This window comes from Psychrobacter sp. N25K4-3-2 (assembly GCF_015351755.1).
Classification (GTDB): Bacteria; Pseudomonadota; Gammaproteobacteria; order Pseudomonadales; family Moraxellaceae; genus Psychrobacter; species Psychrobacter glaciei.
The window spans coordinates 643,520-663,598 of record NZ_JADKLX010000001.1; the positions used below are offsets into that span (position 1 = coordinate 643,520).

A 20,079-nucleotide genomic window follows, 5' to 3' on the forward strand; every position below is an offset into this window, starting at 1 on the left:
GCGGTGATGCGATCTTGTCTATCAGCAAGGTTTCAGTCTCCCTGCTTATATTTATTCTTCAAATTAGGGACTGTAGTAGATCACCACTAACTAGCTATTATAAGCGACCACCGCCCAAGCAAATAGACTAACGTTAATCGCTATCGCTATTATCCATCTGATATTTACTTGCCAGTTTTTACCTCGAAATGCCCTCTCCGCTTCTGGTGTAATTGGTTGAATAGGATATGGGTTATCTTGACCATCCCATGTCAGTAACTTCTTAATGTCAGGATGTAATATGGCTTGTTCAGTACACTGGTAGTTATTGCCTTGTAATAAGTAACCAAGCGCATATATTGAGCTGATTATAAGCATAACGATGCCGCCAGCGCCTGAATGCTGCGTATTGAGAATACCGTATTTGCGAAAGACAATATCACTGCAGGCAAAAAGTGACTTACTGGTGTCTACTGGATAAGCCTCACAGAACTTAGGATTGATTGGTAAATCGGCGGCATCACCTTCCATATAGGTGCGGATAAACGCCCAGTGTACACGTGGGTCAACACTAACATCATGAGGTTTTATATGATGAGTAATCTTTCCTGTATTAGGATCTGCGATATATAGATTTAGCGGCGTATAAGCAGTATTTTGTTTGATGGTATGAATTTCAGGAATAAGGTCTTTATAATCTACTATCTTTAATTCAAAAGGTTTAAAAAACTGTAATGAGGGACGATAGTAATACACTAACTTCTGCTCTTTTTTTAGAAAGTAGTATTGAATGCGGTACGGATGCTTTCTGATAAATTGATAGAAGAGTAAGAAAAGAGGAGTACCAAACACAAGTAGCCAGAAAAAAGTAAGTATTATATCAAATAAGTCAAAATTACCATTTATAAATACAACTTCTCCAATATCTTGCAAAAAATAGTTACCTAGCCAAAATGTAGAAAAATAAACCCAGCCTATGCAGAAATACCAATACCAAAAGTAGCTAGGTAAGAAAGCCATATAATCAGGATTAATGTTGGCAATCTCTTTGTTAAGATGTTCAATGTCTTCTCCTTCTTCTAATAAACCTTTATTTATCTCGCTACTATAAGGGCTTTCAAGAACTTCTTGTAGCTCATTAATATGTTTAGCAAATTCACTATGTTTGTCTTCAATCATTGGCTTGTCTCTATTAACTCGTTACGGTAGTACGAAGTTGATAATATGGATTGACACTTGGGCTCAAAGAGTACAGTACAACTACTCTTAATTGTTCAATTTGACTAGCAGGATTGTTCCGTGCCCTTTCACTTGCTTGTTCCATTATCTTTTGCTTGTTAGGATCGAACGTTCCTTCTTTTCTCGAACCTAAATATTGGGCTTTATAGTGACTGGTTTTTGGAATATCTAGGGTGATCTTGAGTCCTTCTGAAGCCGTAATTACTTTGCTTTGTCGTTTTAATGCTTCTATGTTAAATACCTTTTTATTAAGACTTTGTTCTCTATCACCAATGCCTACATACTCTATTACCAGCTCACTGTTATCTAGCCATTGGCTAATGGTGACGATGACTTGCCCAGACAGTACCTCGTTAAAGTCTTGTACAGTCGTACTAAATTTTGGTTCAGTCTGTATCTCTACTAAGGCCAATGTATAAGCATGCAAGTCTTGCTCAAGACTGCTCATTGCTTGTATTTTAAAAGGATTATTCGGATACTCGTTATTTAGCATCTCTTTTTTACCAAACACTCCTGCATCTAACCAATAATGAATTGGTAGTATGTGGCTTTTATCATAGGTATAGGCCACCCATTGAGCGACTAAACTAATACCCCATGCGACTGCCATAATCGCGCTAAGCCAAGGTAATGCAAAAGCGCCTATACCCACAAATGCCAATGTACCATAGCCAAGACCCGCTACTCCAGCTACTCCTGCTGCTACTTGTGCAACACCAGTAACTTTAGCTGAAGTAGTACTACCACTCTCTATCATTTTTTGCTGTGTCAGCTCTAAACTATACACTTCAAACCCAGCACCCACAGCACCAAGTACACCGACACTGAGGCTGAGCCTTGCGACCCATGCACTGCGTGCCGCTTTCATCTGTAGTCCCGCATTAGCGACATCAAGGCTGACACTCGTTAAAGCAAGAGAGGTACTGGCATAACCTGTCATGAATTCAAGACCCGCGCGGTCGCCTCGGCGTGCCATACTGCTAAGCGTGCTCTTGCCTATCCAAACACTACGTAGTTGAAACAAGCCAATCCCTGCAGAGATCAATGCTGCTTTGCCCGCTGAGCTGCGCTCAAGCTTTTGATACTCGCCATTGATGGGATCTAACGCTCTGTTTAGATTGGCAGCTTGTTTATCCATATCCTGATTGATGGTTTGAGTTGTACGCGCTGACTCTTCGTTGGTATACATGGTCACCACAGTGCGGGCATGCTCATCACCAGCAGCTGCCTGATCAAAGATATTTAATGCTGTTTGGTCTACGCCATGTGAGTTTACTAGATCGAAAGCAATCGGAGCTTGGACTGAGGAGGCATTACTAACGACTCTATTATCAATACTAGCTGGCAATAGCGTTTGATGCGGTTTGGCGTTATTAACAGAACGGCTGAGACGCTGCTCACTCCATTTAAGTATGGCCTCTGGGCTATGTTTCAAGATTTTTTGCGCCAGTTTAAAACCTGTAGATTGATATACACTCGCTCTTTGCCATAAATCAAGCTTATGTAATAGCTTGTGATTATCTTTAATATGGCTCATGTTGCTGCTCATCGTTTGGACAATTTGAGCTTTATGATTGGCAAGTTTATTAAGTTGCTCAATATCCAGATTGATTTTAGCAGTGATTTGTTGCTTTTGTTTTTGTACTTTGAATGCCACCACCCAGCTTGTCGTCGTACCAATAAAGTCACTAGCACGCGCTAGGTTTTCATAGGCTGGTGGATTTTCTAATCTATTAAGATCTTCTTTATTGAGACCAATCAACGCCTTAATTAACCAATTGTCTTCAATAGACTGTTGACCTGAAATACACGGCAGTAGTGATTGTTCAAACTCTTGCTTGGCCGTCATACCTTCTATTTGCTCTGGTTCATAATCCGCCCATATCGAGTCTGGTATGCCAATGTTACTTTCATCAATACCAATGCCTTGAGTGGCTTCTGCAATAATTTGAGCATAGCCAGAATGGCTGTCTTCATCATTTTCAGGAAAGTCTTCACGCATGACAAAAGCAAACTCAGGGCGTTTAATTGCATCTATGAATGTTTGGCGCGCTGCTGCGACGGCAGCCTTGTCTTTGCGACTTTTTTTCGCAGATGCTAAAACAGCTTTAAATTTTGATTCATCAATGTAACTATAGACATTCCTACCAACTGCTGAATTTGCTTTACGATTACGCTTAAGGCCTGCTCTTGAATAGCCGTTTTGTTCGTGAATAGAAGATTGATTAGCAGCTTCTATTCTACTTTTAATATTATCAATAATAATGGCATTAACTTGTTCTCGAATTTTATCTTTATTTTTTTGAGCATCATCAAGTTTTTTGAGTAGATAATTACGTTTCTCCGCTGCTGCCATGACCTCTCCTACAGGATCAGGTAAGGCAACCATCATGGGTTTTATTTCTGAAGCAAGATTTTTATCGTATTCTGCGATACTTCTTTGCATACTTTGATAAAGTAATGACGCGGCTGTTGCACTTCCTGATATATCACTTCCTCCGTTCTGCTCTGATATAGTAATTTTACTTGCAATATCTCCATCTTGAGCGAGCTGCTTACGTTGAGAGAAGCTTTTTATATAGCCAACTTCACTGTCGCTCATATTGACAGTGTTTTTATTGCCCGTTAATTCATCTGCGACGAACTTTTGCATGCGTTTATTACGCAGTCCTTCATCTTTAATATATTTCTTTAAGGTGGATTTACTCAGCTTCGCATGGCTCACCATTATCCATGCCGTATCCCCTTGATACAAAGTGATATATTTACTCTCTAAAGTACTGTGCTCTGGTCGTGTACAGTTAAAAGGCTGAGCATCTTCACTTAATTCGTCTTGACTATTATATTCATCTACATTTTGTACATCTATTTGTCCAAACTGACTAGAACTTTCTACAAAATCTTTGTTAATCCAAGAGCCTAATTTTTTCAATGCTCCATCTGAACCTGTGTAATGCTCCTCAAAACTATAACCATCACTGTCCTCAATATAACAGTAAAGATAAGCATAGCTTGGCAGACTTGCAACAGCGTTATGGCTGGATGGTATAGAGGTAACCTCATGGAAAAAGTATCGCTCATCTTTTGGCGATACTTTATAGTCTGTTTTACTAAACACTACGGGTAGAATCGGTATGCCAACTTTTCCACACTTATAAGAACAGCTAGTTTCTGCGATAACTGTTATTTTATCTGCACGCGCATCTACAAATGGCTCATCGCTTTTAATTGGAATTTCATATTCAAGCTCCAACACTACATGCTCAGACTTTCTACTACTTTGAATCTCGTTATGGTCTCTTGTCAATTTATCCATAAAACTCAGATCGCCACTCATACCCGTACTCCCTTATCTTTTATCCGCTCTAAGCTTTTAACAATATTATTGACGGCTTGCAGCTGGTTTATCTGACACTTAGCAATGAGTAAAGCTTGGCCGATCACTACCTCATAAACTTGACCTGTAATAATTATCTGCTCTTTTAATTGCCTAACTATCATATTCATCCACTCTATCTGCTCAAGCAGTTGCCACTGTTGTTGGTTGAATCTAAAGGGTAAAGATCTGAGCTGCTCCAATGCCAATTGAGTATCAGACGGATATACTTCATTGGGTGTCGGCAACGTTATCTCTGTAAAGATATTGTTCCAGTCTACATAATGAATTTGGGACAGTCCTAATTGATATATCTGTAGTTTTTGCTCGACTACCCAGATATGGGTTAGTAGCGCGAGTACTCTTGGATCCCAGTAACGTAGATAACGTCTTTTGTTTGTGTCTAGTCCATAGGCTTGCCCCATTAAATAAACACTATGTTTTAATGTCTCAGTGATGGGTTGATCAAACAGCCATAGACAGACGCTACGTGGGTGCGGATGACCAGATATATCATAGGTGTTTTCATATAGTGCCAATGCCATTAGCTGCTCGAGTAGCCGTTGACCTTTACTACTATCTAGTGACATCTCAATAAGTGCCAAATCATCGCTAAAGCTATGATGAATACGTTTGATGCGTTCAACTGGCAAATCTATGCCGCAGTCTAATAAATCAAAGACGGCTGTGCCGTAAGTATTTAGATCGATAAGGACTGTCAGCGTTTGATACTGATTGTCAGAGACTGTTAGATATAAGGCATTAAGTTGCTTTTGATAAGCGTCAGTCGCTTGTATATCATCGAGAAATTCTACTTTTGGTATTAGCATACCTAAACCGCTCCACCTTTATTGCCAGCACTACCAGTCTTGGCAGCACAGTCAGCAAGCTCGTCTTGAGGCATGGTAATCGTTGGACTCCTACCACCCCCATTCCCCCAATCCACCCTACTCGCCTTGTAGCCCACTTGAGCAGGCGTGATAAACGTCACATTGCCACCCGATATTTCAATGCCACTGCCTGCAGCTTTTAGCGTCAGCGTATCAGGCGCGATAATCTCAATACTATCGCGACTGTGCAGGCGTAGTACTTGTTCACTATCGAGTCGCATTTGCTCTTGATGCGCTTGTATGATCACATCGCCATGAGCGGCGGTATGGGTTTGCGCTTTATTGCTGTAGTAATGTATATCGCCTGCTACCAACTGATTCATTTGGGTTTGACTGTGATGATGGGTGCTATCGGTGGCATGACTATGCGTGCTTTGGGTACTGGTGTGTTGGCTATGTTGTCCGCTTAGCATGGCGAGATGACGCTGGGAGTCTATGAGTAAGTGCGATTGCTGCCATTGTCCGGACTCGCTTAAGGTTGCGTCGTTAGTGTCTTTGCTAAATTGGGCAAATGGCGTTTGGGATTCTTCCTTGTTACTCTTATCTTTGCTTTGCTTATTATCACTACTACCCTCTAGTCCCACTGGCTGATGAGTCTCGGCAAGCTGCGCGTAGGCTTGCTGATGTTGGTCAGCGGTTTGTAGCTTACCGTGACGGTCATGACTCATATGAGGGTTTGATGAGGGGTCTGACTGGCTGCTACTGATATGAATACCTGTACTGCCTTGCACATTGGCGGCGGCTTGGGTCTCGATGCTAATACCTTGTCCACGTGCTTGACCACGGGTATGGTCGGTGTGCTGATACAGATGACCGATGGTTAAGCTGGACTGAAAGCTGCTGCTATAGACGTTAATTTGCGGACTCTCAGGATGAGCGTCAAACATCAGCTGGTTATAGCCGTTAATAAGGCTGTCTTTAGTGGCATCACCTGTTCGACTGCTATCAATACTTTGAGTCTTAATCCCATCTATGGGATAAGCATGGCTTTGATTGATGAACCAAGCTGGACTGGTGGCGTCAATAGTGTCGGTATCACTGACGATGCTATTATGCTGAGCATCAGAATTGCCTTGGCCGTTATGGGTGCTACCGATGATGATGGGATGGGTGATGTCACCACCGATGAAGTCGATGAGGACATGCTGTCCATGACGCAGAGGATGAGTCTGTCCCATATGGTCGGCGACTAAATGACTAGCAATGGGTATCCAATGACCGCTGTCACTATTGTTATCCTGCCCATCTTCTTCTTGCTGCCAGTGATATCTGATATGGGCACGGTGGTTGCGATCATGGGTGATGGCGCTGCTATCTGTATCAATAATACTCGCACTCATGAGACCTGTCAGACTCGGATGCGGTTGTCCAAGTGTAGCAAGCTGCTCCCCATAGGGAATGTGGTGATGATGTGGAAACGGTAGGTAGCAGGCGTTGATGTGATGGACGTTGTCGTCATCATTGTCATTGGCATGATTCGTATTGGGCTGTAAGGTAATAGGATCAAAAGCGACTGCGCCCAGCCAGTCTGCGGGTATATGATTGTTAATGTGCTGATGAATAGAAACCAGACTGATCGGATCGGTCAAATAAGGGTTGCCATCGATATAGTGGCTACTGGGCAGACTCAAATGACGAATATTACCTGTTAGGCTGCCTAGATTGGCCAGCTGCTGTGCGTGCTGCTGGTAACGGGTGGCAAGCTTGTCGAGACCTTTATCATCAAAACGACTATGACTGTGCAAAAAGCGCTGATGTGTGCTGCTTGATGAGTCGATAGGTTGCTCGCTACTGCTACTGCCGGTATAGGTACTCATCAAGCGACTGTCATAACGATGTAGATCGCTTTGCTGAATATGCTGGGCAATACGGGGGCGAATGGTGGTGATGCGATCTTGTCTGTCAGCGAGATTGGCGGGGTTTTGACTTAAGATGCTTTGAATGTTATTCGTGTCTGGACGTAAGATTTCGCCATCACTAGGCAGTAAGACTAAGGTGTGCTTGTCGGCTTCATGACGGTAATAACCTGTAATACCGTAGAGGGCAAGATATTGGGTTAAATAGGCAAGATCGGTTTGGTTGTATTGGACGCTATGCTGAATATGATAGCTGCTGTCATCACTGAGACGCTCGTCAATCTCAACATCTATATCATATGGGCTAATAATATCTTTGATAAGCTCGCTTAAACTTAGATGATGATGACGGCGGTTATGACTGTTAAGGCGTAATTGGCTTACCGTAGGTTCGCAGATAATACGGTAGGCAGCCATACCACTGTTGCTACCAAGGGCAACGGCTTCGGTGATGATACCGTGACGGGTTTGGCTAGGTAGTATGGCGTCACCCGTGTGCCAGTGCATGGCTAGTTTTTGGCCTAACCATTGTTGTATATCCAGTCCTGCTTGTGGGTGCAGTAACGTAATGCTAATACGGTAACCACTGAATAGAGCGAGCTGACGGTCGGTATAGCTTTGGACACGTTGGTCGTGATGATAAGGGCTTGGGTAGGCATCAGGCGCTGGCATAAGCGCGGGCTTACCCCAAACGCTGTCAGGTAATGGCATACCTAACAAGCTCTCAACCAAGTCAGCCTGTTGAATAATACTGGTGGCAATATCAGGATGGGCACTACTAAGTTGCACATGCCGCTTTGTTTGAGTCCATACCATGACAAGCCCTTCTCTATCTAAAGGTTTAGCGATCAAAATTACCAAGTAAAAAATAATGCGAACATTGCAATTTAACCAACAGTTCTATCAATCCAACTTTAATTTAATGATCATCGTCAGAGGAATCACGTTTGGGCTGAATACCAATCATGTCAGACAGCATCGATAATTGATCTTCGTTTTTGATGATATGAGTGAGCCATTGATCCAGCGGCATATCAGCCCAATCAATCGCCCGACCGAGTAAAAAAGTCACTGGGCTGTGCGGCTCATTGGTTGCAAAGTAGTCTTGAATTTGAGCCAGCAATTTAAGCGCTTGCCGACGATTGTTTTGATGATCGCGGTTACTAGGATTAAAACTGGTTGAGCTAATATTATTTGTACTGGCTGATTGTCCACTACTATCCGACATCATAGGTTCATTAGTATCAATCAGGTCGACATTATCGGCTTGGCTCTCTTGATCCATACTATGAGCAGTATCAGAATATTCTGGTATCAATGGACGCAAATGCTGCGTCAGTGCAATCAATAAATCCGTCACTGGTGCGAAGACTGGCGCATCCATACCCATCAGATCATTGAGCTGATCGGTCAATGTCTGCCACTGCTCAGTTACTTTATTAAGATTGCTCATCAGTGCTTGTTGCCAAGTCTCACTACTGGTCTTGATGGCGTGGTTATAGTCACTCAGTGTCAATTGGTTAGATGTTTCGCTATCGGGGTTTTGCTGACGCTGCTTATCATGATCACGCGCAGTGAGATAATAGTTATAGTTATAATTACCCACCTTCGTATCAGAAAGTGACAATTGCTTGAGGTCATCAGTGAGTGCCTTGACGAACCACGACAGCAGCCCTGCTCTGATATCCATGCTGTCTTCTTCACCATCTAATGGTGGATACATGGTGAGCCAATATTCGTCATTAAATGCTTGCAGTACGCTCAGCCCATGACTGATGCCTGCTAAATGATTGGTGTGACTCAGTGCATCGACGTACCACAGTGCCAGCTTCATGTCTTTACTGGTATCGCTGAGCAACTCGGCACATTGGTTTTTGACAAAGTCCCAGTCGGCGACTTTTAGCTCAGTGACCCAATTGCCTTGCGCCAGTAATGGGTCATCTTCTTGACGAGCCGCAACGATGGCATCGATACGTGGATCAAAGATGAGATCTTCACCCACCCCATGATGGCTGCCATCGATAGGCGCGATAAGGGTGTCAATATCGGTTAGTAAGGAATTACCCATATTCATTATAATAAATCCTTCTTAACAGATTTTTTACTGATGGTTTTTTTCACTGATGGCTTTTTAGCAGCAGGCTTTTTGGCTGAAACTGGCTTGCTTGCCGACTTTTTAACCTTATCCTCAGTCTCATCTTCACTGTATTGCACCATTTGATTCAGTGGCACAACCGCATCGATATCAAGACGATACGCAAAATTATCATCCTCATCGACGAATACAGTAATTTTCTTGAGGACACTTTGACTGTCATCGTGAGCCAATAATTGACCTGCCAGCTGCGGTAGCAAGGTATGACTGATGATGGCATCGGCATTACGTGCACCAGAGTCGACCTCATGACAACGCGATAAAATGAGCTCAATGACTTCATCGTCAATAACACAAGGCACATCATAATTGTCACGGATGCGGCCAGTAATTTTGTCCAGTTTCAGGCGGATAATTTCTGCAAGCGCGTCATCCGTCAATGGATAGTAAGGAATGACCGTTAGACGACCCAAAAAGGCAGGCTTGAAGGCTTTGTATAAATGCGGATTAATCACCTGTTTTAGGTTGTCACTATCGGGCAAGCTAAAGTCAGTAACGGCTGGATCAGTATTGATGCACGCTTGCATAATCTGCGCTGAGCCAACATTACTGGTCAATAAAATAAGCGTGTTTTTGAAATCGATCAAACGCCCTTCGCTGTCTTCCATTACCCCTTTGTCAAAGACCTGATAAAACAAATCCAACACATCTGGATGTGCTTTTTCGACTTCATCGAGTAGGAGCACACTATAGGGACGACGGCGGATGGCCTCCGTTAGCACACCACCTTCACCATAGCCCACATAACCTGGAGGCGAGCCTTTTAAGGAGGCAACGCTATGCGCTTCCTGATACTCTGACAAGTTAATGGTAATAAGATTACGCTCACCACCATACAATACCTCTGATAGCGCCAATGCGGTTTCTGTCTTGCCCACACCGCTTGGCCCGACTAGCATAAATACGCCTTGCGGGCGGTTGGGGTCATCTAAGCGCGCTTTTGCAGTATGAATCCGCTTCACGATAGCCGCCACAGAGTGGTCTTGCCCAATGACACGTGCTTGCAAGGTATCAGCCAAATTCAAAATATGGTCTTTTTCATTGCCTGCCATATCGTTGAGTGGAATCCCTGTCCAATCTGAGATAATCTGCTTAATAACTTGTCTATCCAATACAGGATGGATAAGGCGATGCGTCTCTTGTACTTGTTTTAGTGACTGCTCAATGCTTTGGTACTCAGACTGTTTGTCTAAGCGCTCTGTTGCACTGAGCGTATCAGCACCATCAGCCTTACCATTCAACTGCTGATTTAAGGCATCAAGCTGATCATTAAGCTGACGTTGCTCATGCCAGCGACTGGTCATGTCAGCGATGCTTTGCTGATTGGTTTGACGCTGTTCATCAAGCACGGCAATTTTTTGGCTGACTTTTTCTTTTTCGTCCACACCGCCGATACGCTCAAGCTGTTGACTGAGATTATTGATATGCTGCTCTAATTGCACGCCTTTGGCTTGTAATCTATCCAGCTGATTGGGCATCGCAGTTTTTGATAAACTCACCCGTGCCGCTGCCGTATCTAATACGCTGACCGCTTTATCAGGTAGTTGTCGATCACTGAGATAACGTGCGGATAATTCAACCGCCGCTTGTAGCGCATCATCGTCTATTAAAATACCGAAATGCGCCTGCATCTTGGCACTCAACCCACGAATCATCGCCACTGCCGTTTCAATATCAGGCTCATCGACTTTGACTACCTGAAAGCGACGTGATAATGCAGCGTCTTTTTCAAAGTATTTCTTATACTCTGACCACGTCGTCGCCGCAATGGTTCTCAGCTCGCCGCGAGCCAGAGCAGGCTTAAGCAAATTCGCCGCGTCGTTTTGACCTGCCTGCCCACCAGCACCGATAAGGGTATGTGCTTCATCAATGAACAAAATAATCGGCTGTAGCGAGGCTTGTACTTCTTCGATGACTTGCTTGAGACGATTCTCAAACTCACCTTTGACGCTCGCCCCAGCTTGTAGCAAGCCCATGTCGAGACTCCGTATCGTCACGTCTTTTAGCTGATCTGGCACTTGACCGGCAACTATCTTTTGCGCCAAGCCTTCTACCACCGCTGTTTTACCCACGCCTGCTTCACCCGTCAAAATAGGATTATTTTGGCGACGACGAATCAAAATATCGATCAGCTGATGAATCTCAAACTCACGGCCGATAACTGGATCTATTTGCTCCGCACTGGCCTTTGCAGTCAAATCATAAGTATATTTATCCAACGCAGGGGTTGGCTTGGTTTCAGTTTGCTTAGCGTCTAAAGATTCTTGATTGTTAATATCATTGTCTGCACTATCAGCACCCTTATTGATGCCTTTGTTATTGGTACTTTTATTACTGCTTGATCCACTGCCCTCGGTACTACCGAGACACTGACGCTCATAATCATCTTTTAAGGTAAAACGATCGATATACTGTAGCTGCTCAGGAAGGGTTTTAAGTATCGACTGATAACGCTCATATGCCAACAGCACGAGCAATATGTGCCCAGAGCGGATTTCTAGTGCGCTATTATTATCAGCACTCTGACCATGTTGGCTACTGGCTAGCTCCCATGCGTCCTCTAACAACGCCATCAACCCTTGACTAAACACAGGGGTAGAGCCTGTTGCTTGACCAAAGGTATTCAGCAAATCGGTCATGTCTGCTAAAAGCGATGGCTGATTGACTTTATTCACTTTGAGTATTTGAGCCACATCATTGTGCGGCATCGCAATCAGTTCATGTAGCAGATGGACGGTATCAACTTCGCGATGCCCGTTATTGATACAAAGCCTAGCTGCCTGCTGCAAACACTGTCGACAGCTTGGGCTTAAGCGGGTAATTACAGCTTTTAACTGGCTCATAAAATTTTTCCTTTGGCATGTTCAATAGACTTAACATTATTTTTATTAAACTGATGTATCAAAATTAGAGTGGCTTTTTTTAGAGCAACTTTTAGAGCAATTTCTTACAGTTACTAGCAAACAAGCAACTTATAGTTGATTCACTTCAAAACCGATATGAATGCTACTGAATAGGCAGCGCATAGCGGGTATCATCATAGTGCTCGGTTGCAGGGTGAGATACCAAAAACCCACCCTGCCCTAAGCCACCAAAGCTGCTTTCTGATAATGACAAAGGGGTAATATATTGCTTGTCTAGCTCCAGCTGCATTTCGACCGCCAAGCTCACACCGCACCATTTACGAATAAAATCGATAATGACGCGATACATATCCCCTGCTGGTAACAGTCTTAAATAGCGTTTGGCATCCAACTGATGAAATACGATTCTAATTTTGCTATCGAACTGTACAGCCCGCGCGCCGCAAAATGTAGATACCCCAAGTGCCGCATGCTGACCACCGAGTGCTGTCTGCTCGCTTGCTGGTAGATCAAACCACTCAGGCACGAACTGCTGAACGCTGACCGTGCTATCTAAGAAGTGCGACAGTACATGTGCTAACTGATCAGCCGTCAGACGTCCAGGGGCAATCATGCCAGCATAAGCAATCAAGCTATCGATTGCCGTTAGCTTTTTCGGCTGCCGTGCCAGCGCTCGCAAGCTCAGTAGATAGTTGTCTTTTTTATTATTTATCTCGTACTGTAATGGCAAGTTATAAAACCAGCTCGCTTGTACGTACAAATCCGTCAATCGATGGTTAAATAAATCTAAAAATGCCGGTGCGGCTTTATCCTTTGCATGATTGACTCGCGACGCTAGATGATCGGTATACATCGCGGGCAAAGCTGATAACGGGCCTGTCAGTCCAATAACTGCTGGGCAAACCTCTATCTGCCTGGCCATTAACGAACTGGCATTTAATGAACTGTCCTTTATTTGACCATCCTTTACTAAACGGCCACTGTCTTCCATATTGTCTTGAGCAATGAGCGCCATCGACTCAATTTCTGCTTGCGGATACGCCAATGACAACGAGGCACGGTAGCGCACCTCGATAGGGTCATGCCCCATACCAACTTCATGCTGAACCAAACGCAGTGCTTGCAATAGCTCATAGGATTGCGGCGCCGCTAATAAATCCGTTAAATAAGAGGACTGAGACCGCTGCGTGGCTGACATCTGTATATCTCCTCTTTGGTAACGGCATCACTGATGGCAACCTCAACGAAGCTGTTTAAGCTGGCGTGATAGCCAAAAACATGAGCCAATAAATGGGCAAACTGGCGGATACTCACTCCAGAAAAATTCTTTTGGTTAATCTGAATATCAATGACCGTACCGCGTACAAATCCAGGTTGCGGCAAGCGCTGAATCCGCTGAGCTTTGATACTGGTGGTGACAGAGACGATGCCTTCTACCAGCAGTTTATTAGAGGCAGATTGAGTAATATCATAGAGCGACAGATACTCTTTCATCAGCTCAGCATCTTGGGCAGCAAGTGATAAAAAATTCAAACTGATCAGCGATATTAGTCGCCAACGCTCCTCACCAGTGTATTCAAACCGCGCCGTTCTGGTAGGCTGCTTTAATAATGACAGACTACTAAAGCCCATCATCCCCTCACTAAACAAATCACCTCGGCTTTGACCGAACACCACTTGCGCGGGCAAGTCTCTATTGGTGCATAGCAAAGCGGCACTTATGCTCACCGCACCTGACACATCCTCACGCTGCTTTTCTACAAACATAATCTGATATTCAAAGCCCTGCTTAAATTCAGCCATATCCTTATCGCGTTTGATATGATAATAACGACCTTCATCTTGCTGCTCATAGTGATTGAGCGCATAAAATGGATGATACTCACGTTGTATCAAACGATTATTACTTTGCTTGGACTCTATGACTTTATTGACCTCATAAATCTCATGTTGAAAAAGCGCACGAGTATCGGGCACCAAATCATAATAGATAGAGCGATGAGTGACTTGAATGGGCTTGGCGGCTGCCTTGAATAGATTGACCACGGGCGTACAAAACAGCTTGATACTGCTGGCACTCAGTTGCTGCAAGTTTTTTAAATGGATGGTGTTTTTTTTATCAAACTTAAAATAACAGCGAATCTCAAGACCAGTGCTATCAATTTTTAAATTGGGACAAACACGGCCAAGATTGAGGCGCAAGAAATTGAATTTTTCAGGGAAATAAAAATACTCTTTTAATAATGCAGAGGCAGCATTACTTACTCGATGACTAGGAAGAATTTGCTGCTCAGGATCGAAGCCTATAATCTCAAACGGACTACCCGTTATCTTATTGACCTGCCTACCATGAAGCTGCGTTTGTTTCACATCACACCCTAGCAGATCCCACAAGCTGGTGCCTTGACTGGCATCCTCATCTATATATAAATCTAGCGGATGATTTAACAAAGCCTGATAGTCGAAGCTTGGATTAAGACCTTTGAATTTAATGCTAATGCAGCCGTTAAGCAGTCCATGCTGATTATCGTATACTTCTTGGCGTGTCTCAAAATCGACGCTATCTATCTGTAGCGGTAGCAACGTCACGTCTTGGGTTGACTGAAACTGGCAAGGCGTGCCGTTTATTTTTTGACTAGCAAACATACTTTTTTTAGGCACTAAAACAGGCTCACTCATCGCATTGCCCTGCACGCCTAGGTTAAACTGTGCAATAGAGACTGATGGAAAAGGCTTAAGATAATCGGGATAAACGACTTCAAGTAAAGACTCGGTAAAGTCTGCATATGAATCATCTAGCTTTTTATTGATGCGCGCACTAATCAGTGAAAAAGCCTGTATCAATCGCTCAATATGCGGATCATCTACCGTATCGTGACCCATCAATAACCGATTGGCAATTTTGGGATACTTTTTGGCAAATTCTTTTGATTGCTTATTAAATAAACTAAGCTCATGCTCAAAATAAGGAAGTAGACTGTCCATGATGCCTCAATATAGTGATCGCTGTTAACTGTAAAGATTGAGCGGTAACACTGGTTATTTCATTAAATTAATAATGACTATTTTATTAAATAGCGCTGAGAGCTTGGCTCAAAGAACGCATCGAAACTGACCAGCTCTTGGGCAGGATAAACTTTCAGTAACGCTTCAATTGAAAAACATAGCTGATTGACATCGACTGCGCCAATATCTAGCGATACTCTGACATTCTGCAGACGACTGTCTTGCTGCTCGACTGTCTGCGCGATTTGTCGGCAGATATAATCACAGTCTGCAGGATTGGCACTACTCAGTCCCACAAAGTCCAATATGCCAAAGTTTAGTATCGATGAGCGTACATGTTGATAGGCTTGCAGCTTACTCGACACCACACAGCGAGTATTTAATAACGCTTCTAGGTCTTGGGCTACTGAAGACTTTAACTCATCAATATTAAGCCTGCGAACCACGAGTTCATGCGCTAAATGACGAGGCTGGTCATCGAATAGTTGCTCAAATAAATTTGGGCGAAACCCAACTTTATGATTAGAGGCGTTAGCGGCGTAATTCATGGATACAGTCATCCCTATTTAAAAAAATAAAAAAGAAAGGCCTAGATATAAACCTTTCTTCATTGACACAATAAATGAATGACACTTAACACCAGTTTAGGCAGTATAAGTAGCAGTGTTGTTGGCTAGTGACCATTTCTTCGTCACAGCGCCCTTGGCAGTACCATCGATATCTTGCTGCGTGTAAGTCCACTCAACTGCTGCATACTTGATACCGACTTTTTCGATTGGTACGCCTTCAGAGCGGACAGTTGGCTCAACACTAGCAATGAGCGCATGCTTAAGCTTTACTTCAAGATATTTAACGCGCTTATCACCGTTGGCACGATAAAAGTCAATTTGAATTTCATCAAAAGTATAACCAGCAGAACATGCTTCCCATAGCTTAGGACTGGTCGAGTCCAAATCTTTCATAAAGGTCATATCGGCATGTTCACAGCGCTCAGAAGTGTGACCACCAACGCTGCTGGCTGTCGCTGATTTTGGCTGACGGATCAAGTGATCCCAAGTATTTACTTCAAGCCAACCTTTATGCTCGCTATCACGAGACTCACCGTCAATTTTGTACTTACCACGGAACTGAATATAAATATCTTTCATATCACACACCTTGTATTAAAAAATTTAAATTTAACGTTGGATTTTAATAAACGATCAGCTGTTGCTAGACTGCGGCAGTTGAGTGACCAGACGCAAAGAAACAGACAATTCGTCAAGCTGAAAGTGTGGTCTCAAAAAGACCACGGACTTGTAGACACCAGGTTTGCCTGGCACTTCTACAACTTGTACAGAAGCTTCGCGCAGTGGGTACTGGGCTTTTGCTTCTTGTGAGGCTCCATCATCTAGCAAGACATAGCGAGAAATCCAATCATTCAAGAACGACTCAACATTACCAGGTGCTAAGAAACTACCTACCTTATCGCGCATCATTGCCTTTAGATAATGAGCAATACGTGATACTGCCATGATGTATTGCAACTGAGTCGACAGTACCGCATTGGCATTGGCATCATCGTTTTGATACGTTTTGGCTTTTTGAACTGATTGCGCACCAAAGAAGGCGGCATAATTGGTATTTTTGCAATGGACTAATGGAATAAAGCCTAAATCGCTCAACTCTTTTTCACGTCGATCAGTGATCGAGATTTCCGTTGGGCATTTAAGCGCCAAGTCCCCTTCATCAGTCTTAAAAGTATGGACAGGTAAACCCTCAACCAAGCCGCCACCTTCCACACCGCGAATAGCCGCACACCAACGATAGTCAGAAAAGGCAGAAGTCAATCGCGAAGCAAAAGCATAAGCGGCATTCACCCATAGATAATCATTGTGATCATTACCAGAGACTTCTTCAGTGAAATTAAAACCCTCTACCACTGTGCCATCTTTAGGATCATATGGCAGACGACCTAAAAAGCTAGGCACTGTCAGCGCCACATAGCGAGCATCCTCTGACTGCCTAAAGGCGCGCCAGCGTATATATTCAGCCGTTTCAAATATCTTTGATAAATCGCGTGGGCGACCAATATCAGTAAAGGAATCAAGTCCGAACATCTCAGCGGAAGCCGCCGACACAAACGGTGCATGGGAAGCGGCCGCAACATGAGACAACTGCTCAAGCAGATACATATCAGAGTTTTGGCGAGTAAATTCAAAGTCGCCAACGATTGCTGCATATGGTTCACCACCGAAACTACCGAACTCTTCTTCATATATTTTTTTGAACAGCGTGCTTTGGTCAAAATCAATTGAAGATTGAAAGTCTTTGGTAAGCTCGCGCTTCGTAGTATTCATCATGCGTATCTTAAGCATGGATTCAGACGGGGTTTGGCTACATAGATAATGTAGACCACGCCAGCTAGACTCTAGCTTCTGAAACTCAGGTGCGTGCATAACAGTGGTCAGCTGCTTAGAGATCAGCGCATCAATTTGGGCAATTCGTGCATCAATAGATGAGGCTAAATTGTCTGATAATGTCACCGTGCCTTGCATGACTTCATTGGCCAGCTCGGCGATTTGCGACTTCGCGCGATTTTTTTCATCATCGGACTTGGCAACATTACTTTTATTGACGATTTCTTCGAGTAAGTCATAGCTCTCGCTATTCAATGGATCCGTTGCTATCTGCTGCTGGGCTTGAGCATTCATCGTTTAATCCTCATCGTCAGTTTGATTTTGTTCCGCCATTTTCTTAACTTGTTCAGTGTTTTTAAGTACATCATCTAATAGGTCTTCAAGTTTTTCGTTGGCCGATATTTTGTTGCGTAAATCTGCCAAGCGATCTCGTGCTTGTACCAGTTGCTTTAATGGCTCAATTTGATCAGCAACCGCTTCAGGGCGAAAATCGTTGATACTATTGAATGCCAAATCAACCGCGAACTCGCCGCCTTTGTCACTCAAGTCATTGCTTACTCGGAACGTCGCACGCGGTGCTAGACCAGACATCACCTCATCAAAGGTATCCAAATCCACTTCGACAAATTTCTTGTCTTTAAAGCGCGGTTGCTCAAGGGTAGAATCTCCTGAAAACTCTCCCAACACCCCAACGACAAACGGAATTTCTTTCGTTTCGATCGCATCGCCCACTTCAACGTCATAAGTCAAATGCACCCGAGGAGCACGTACTTTTGCGAGTTTCTTTTGCACACTATCTTGATTAGCCATAATAAGTTGCCTCAGCAGTTTCTGGTTTCAACGTAATATACTGAATGGATCAGTAGATTTGGTGTTGCTACTTCTAGGGGATGATGGTTTAGCCGGTCTCTGAACGGGCTTCGCTTTTGGCACTGGACGTGACTTCTGTTTCACTGCTGCTTTTCTTTTAACAGGGGCGGCTTGTCTTTTGACGGCTGCGCGGCGCTTCGCGTTGGACACGTTTTTGCTTCTAGTCGATCGAGCCTTCACCACAGGCGCAGGTGGTTTTGGCAAAGACTCATCATAGTTAAAACCGTAGACTTCACCATATATCTTGCTAAGCGCGTGCTGATACTCAGTTAAAAATGCCGTATCCATATCATCCGTCAAGTAATCTGACTGTAATTGGCTCTGTGAGACAAGAGCACTGCTATTTATAAGGATGCTTTTGAGCGTGGCGGTGCTTTGACCTGAGTCCATTGCTTCGCTCGCTGCGTAGACAGCATAAGCATGATAGCCATTGTTGGCGTAAATCTGAGCCAACAGCTCCCAAGCCAAAGAATCCTTCGGATTACGAGTTAGCCTCTCATTTAAGTTGGCAATCAATTGATGCAACTGCGGTGATTTTGCATCCGCATTTTTAAGGGCAGCATACTGGTTAATGACACTTGACCCTGGATCTTGCTCTTGTATCGAAAGCTCGCTATGGGCTGTACCCATAACCGATACCATAATAAGTAGACCGGTCAAGATCGTCTTAGGTATTTTATTAGTGACTTTGATAGCGTTTTTAATACTTGTCATCGTAAATCGGTGCTCGCTATTATTAATATGAGATATATGCATCTGTTGACTCGATAATGGTTAATCAGCCGTACTAACCAAGGTCGTCATATTGGTTAAAGTGTCTTTGAATCTCGCTTTATCATTATCGTTCATCACCGCATTGTCACTATAAGCGTCAATATTACTCTCCGTTACTTTGACCGCAGAGAGCATAGCAAGTTGACGCGCTCCTACCAGCTGATCATCGAGACTTAATGCTTCGGTTGCAGCTCTTAATGAACGGGCGTACTTTTTTGATTGATAATTGCTTTGAGCAATGGTCAGCCATTGCTGGGCTGTCACTGCACGCCCATCATCGACTTTCATGGCATCAGAAAGATAAGAGAGTGAAGGCTCATCCAACTGCTTAGCCACTGTTGGCTTAGAAACCGTTAAGGGCTGTGTGTTCTTCTTCGCGGCGCCACCGCACGCCGTCAGTAACACACTGGCACTGAAAATCACAGATAGCAGACCTATCCCTTTCAGCTTAGTACAATCAATAGAATTCATAAGCAAATCATCATCATTAAAACAAAAAGAATAAGAAAAAGTATGACGTTATAATAGAATATATTTAGAACTAAAGTTCTTTAATGAAAAACTTATTGCAAATCGATTATACAGATACTTGACAATATTTCAATAAACTCTATACTTTTATTAGTATATATTTTAGCAGTGCTTACTTTTAAGCGACCGACTGTACCCTT

The 20,079-nt window shown here is 43.5% G+C and carries 14 protein-coding genes; all 14 read right to left on the reverse strand.

Features of this window, described 5'->3' with window-relative positions; genetic code table 11:
* Positions 1–90: 90 nt before the first annotated feature.
* Positions 91–1,158, reverse strand: a complete 1,068-nt coding sequence (locus IOD06_RS02575) for a hypothetical protein (protein WP_194618948.1) — start codon at positions 1,156–1,158, stop codon at positions 91–93.
* A 13-nt stretch (positions 1,159–1,171) separates the two neighbouring features.
* Positions 1,172–4,555 (reverse strand): toxin VasX, encoded by a 3,384-nt coding sequence (locus tag IOD06_RS02580; protein ID WP_194618950.1) that lies wholly within the window; start codon positions 4,553–4,555, stop codon positions 1,172–1,174.
* Positions 4,552–5,424: a hypothetical protein gene (locus IOD06_RS02585; protein WP_194618952.1), complete on the reverse strand. Its 873-nt coding sequence runs from the start codon at positions 5,422–5,424 to the stop codon at positions 4,552–4,554. Before IOD06_RS02585 ends, IOD06_RS02580 begins: the two co-directional genes overlap by 4 nt.
* A 2-nt stretch (positions 5,425–5,426) precedes the next feature.
* Positions 5,427–8,156, reverse strand: coding sequence for a contractile injection system protein, VgrG/Pvc8 family (locus IOD06_RS02590; RefSeq protein ID WP_194618954.1), 2,730 nt, complete (start codon positions 8,154–8,156; stop codon positions 5,427–5,429).
* Positions 8,157–8,259: 103 nt separating this feature from the next.
* Positions 8,260–9,414 (reverse strand): type VI secretion system protein TssA, encoded by a 1,155-nt coding sequence (tssA, locus tag IOD06_RS02595; RefSeq protein WP_194618956.1) that lies wholly within the window; start codon positions 9,412–9,414, stop codon positions 8,260–8,262.
* Positions 9,414–12,338, reverse strand: a complete 2,925-nt coding sequence (gene tssH / locus IOD06_RS02600; protein ID WP_194618958.1) for a type VI secretion system ATPase TssH — start codon at positions 12,336–12,338, stop codon at positions 9,414–9,416. The genes tssA and tssH overlap by 1 nt, the downstream gene beginning before the upstream one ends.
* A 163-nt stretch (positions 12,339–12,501) precedes the next feature.
* The gene (tssG, locus tag IOD06_RS02605; protein ID WP_194618960.1) at positions 12,502–13,557 is read right to left on the reverse strand and encodes a type VI secretion system baseplate subunit TssG; all 1,056 of its coding nucleotides are present in this window, start codon (positions 13,555–13,557) and stop codon (positions 12,502–12,504) included.
* Positions 13,521–15,344 (reverse strand): type VI secretion system baseplate subunit TssF, encoded by a 1,824-nt coding sequence (gene tssF / locus IOD06_RS02610; protein ID WP_194618962.1) that lies wholly within the window; start codon positions 15,342–15,344, stop codon positions 13,521–13,523. Before tssF ends, tssG begins: the two co-directional genes overlap by 37 nt.
* 77 nt (positions 15,345–15,421) lie before the next feature.
* On the reverse strand, positions 15,422–15,913 hold the full coding sequence (gene tssE, locus IOD06_RS02615; protein WP_189580852.1) for a type VI secretion system baseplate subunit TssE: 492 nt from the start codon (positions 15,911–15,913) through the stop codon (positions 15,422–15,424).
* A gap of 96 nt (positions 15,914–16,009) precedes the next feature.
* On the reverse strand, positions 16,010–16,513 hold the full coding sequence (locus IOD06_RS02620; RefSeq protein ID WP_025651832.1) for a type VI secretion system tube protein Hcp: 504 nt from the start codon (positions 16,511–16,513) through the stop codon (positions 16,010–16,012).
* A gap of 54 nt (positions 16,514–16,567) precedes the next feature.
* Positions 16,568–18,058, reverse strand: coding sequence for a type VI secretion system contractile sheath large subunit (tssC, locus tag IOD06_RS02625; RefSeq protein ID WP_194618964.1), 1,491 nt, complete (start codon positions 18,056–18,058; stop codon positions 16,568–16,570).
* Between the two features lie 3 nt (positions 18,059–18,061).
* On the reverse strand, positions 18,062–18,574 hold the full coding sequence (gene tssB / locus IOD06_RS02630; RefSeq protein WP_194618966.1) for a type VI secretion system contractile sheath small subunit: 513 nt from the start codon (positions 18,572–18,574) through the stop codon (positions 18,062–18,064).
* Positions 18,575–18,601: 27 nt separating this feature from the next.
* Positions 18,602–19,348 carry a hypothetical protein gene (locus IOD06_RS02635; protein ID WP_189580833.1) on the reverse strand — a complete coding sequence of 249 codons (747 nt, stop codon included), beginning with the start codon at positions 19,346–19,348 and terminating at the stop codon, positions 18,602–18,604.
* A 60-nt stretch (positions 19,349–19,408) separates the two neighbouring features.
* Positions 19,409–19,879, reverse strand: coding sequence for a hypothetical protein (locus IOD06_RS02640; RefSeq protein ID WP_189580830.1), 471 nt, complete (start codon positions 19,877–19,879; stop codon positions 19,409–19,411).
* Between the last annotated feature and the right edge of the window lie 200 nt (positions 19,880–20,079).

What these genes read in the sequence shown, in the direction of transcription:
- IOD06_RS02575 (WP_194618948.1), bottom strand. Translation starts at nt 1,158, where the DNA reads ATGATTGAAGACAAACATAGTGAATTTGCTAAACATATTAATGAGCTA.
- IOD06_RS02580 (WP_194618950.1), bottom strand. Translation starts at nt 4,555, where the DNA reads ATGAGTGGCGATCTGAGTTTTATGGATAAATTGACAAGAGACCATAAC.
- IOD06_RS02585 (WP_194618952.1), bottom strand. Translation starts at nt 5,424, where the DNA reads ATGCTAATACCAAAAGTAGAATTTCTCGATGATATACAAGCGACTGAC.
- IOD06_RS02590 (WP_194618954.1), bottom strand. Translation starts at nt 8,156, where the DNA reads ATGGTATGGACTCAAACAAAGCGGCATGTGCAACTTAGTAGTGCCCAT.
- tssA (WP_194618956.1), bottom strand. Translation starts at nt 9,414, where the DNA reads ATGAATATGGGTAATTCCTTACTAACCGATATTGACACCCTTATCGCG.
- tssH (WP_194618958.1), bottom strand. Translation starts at nt 12,338, where the DNA reads ATGAGCCAGTTAAAAGCTGTAATTACCCGCTTAAGCCCAAGCTGTCGA.
- tssG (WP_194618960.1), bottom strand. Translation starts at nt 13,557, where the DNA reads ATGTCAGCCACGCAGCGGTCTCAGTCCTCTTATTTAACGGATTTATTA.
- tssF (WP_194618962.1), bottom strand. Translation starts at nt 15,344, where the DNA reads ATGGACAGTCTACTTCCTTATTTTGAGCATGAGCTTAGTTTATTTAAT.
- tssE (WP_189580852.1), bottom strand. Translation starts at nt 15,913, where the DNA reads ATGAATTACGCCGCTAACGCCTCTAATCATAAAGTTGGGTTTCGCCCA.
- IOD06_RS02620 (WP_025651832.1), bottom strand. Translation starts at nt 16,513, where the DNA reads ATGAAAGATATTTATATTCAGTTCCGTGGTAAGTACAAAATTGACGGT.
- tssC (WP_194618964.1), bottom strand. Translation starts at nt 18,058, where the DNA reads ATGAATGCTCAAGCCCAGCAGCAGATAGCAACGGATCCATTGAATAGC.
- tssB (WP_194618966.1), bottom strand. Translation starts at nt 18,574, where the DNA reads ATGGCTAATCAAGATAGTGTGCAAAAGAAACTCGCAAAAGTACGTGCT.
- IOD06_RS02635 (WP_189580833.1), bottom strand. Translation starts at nt 19,348, where the DNA reads ATGACAAGTATTAAAAACGCTATCAAAGTCACTAATAAAATACCTAAG.
- IOD06_RS02640 (WP_189580830.1), bottom strand. Translation starts at nt 19,879, where the DNA reads ATGAATTCTATTGATTGTACTAAGCTGAAAGGGATAGGTCTGCTATCT.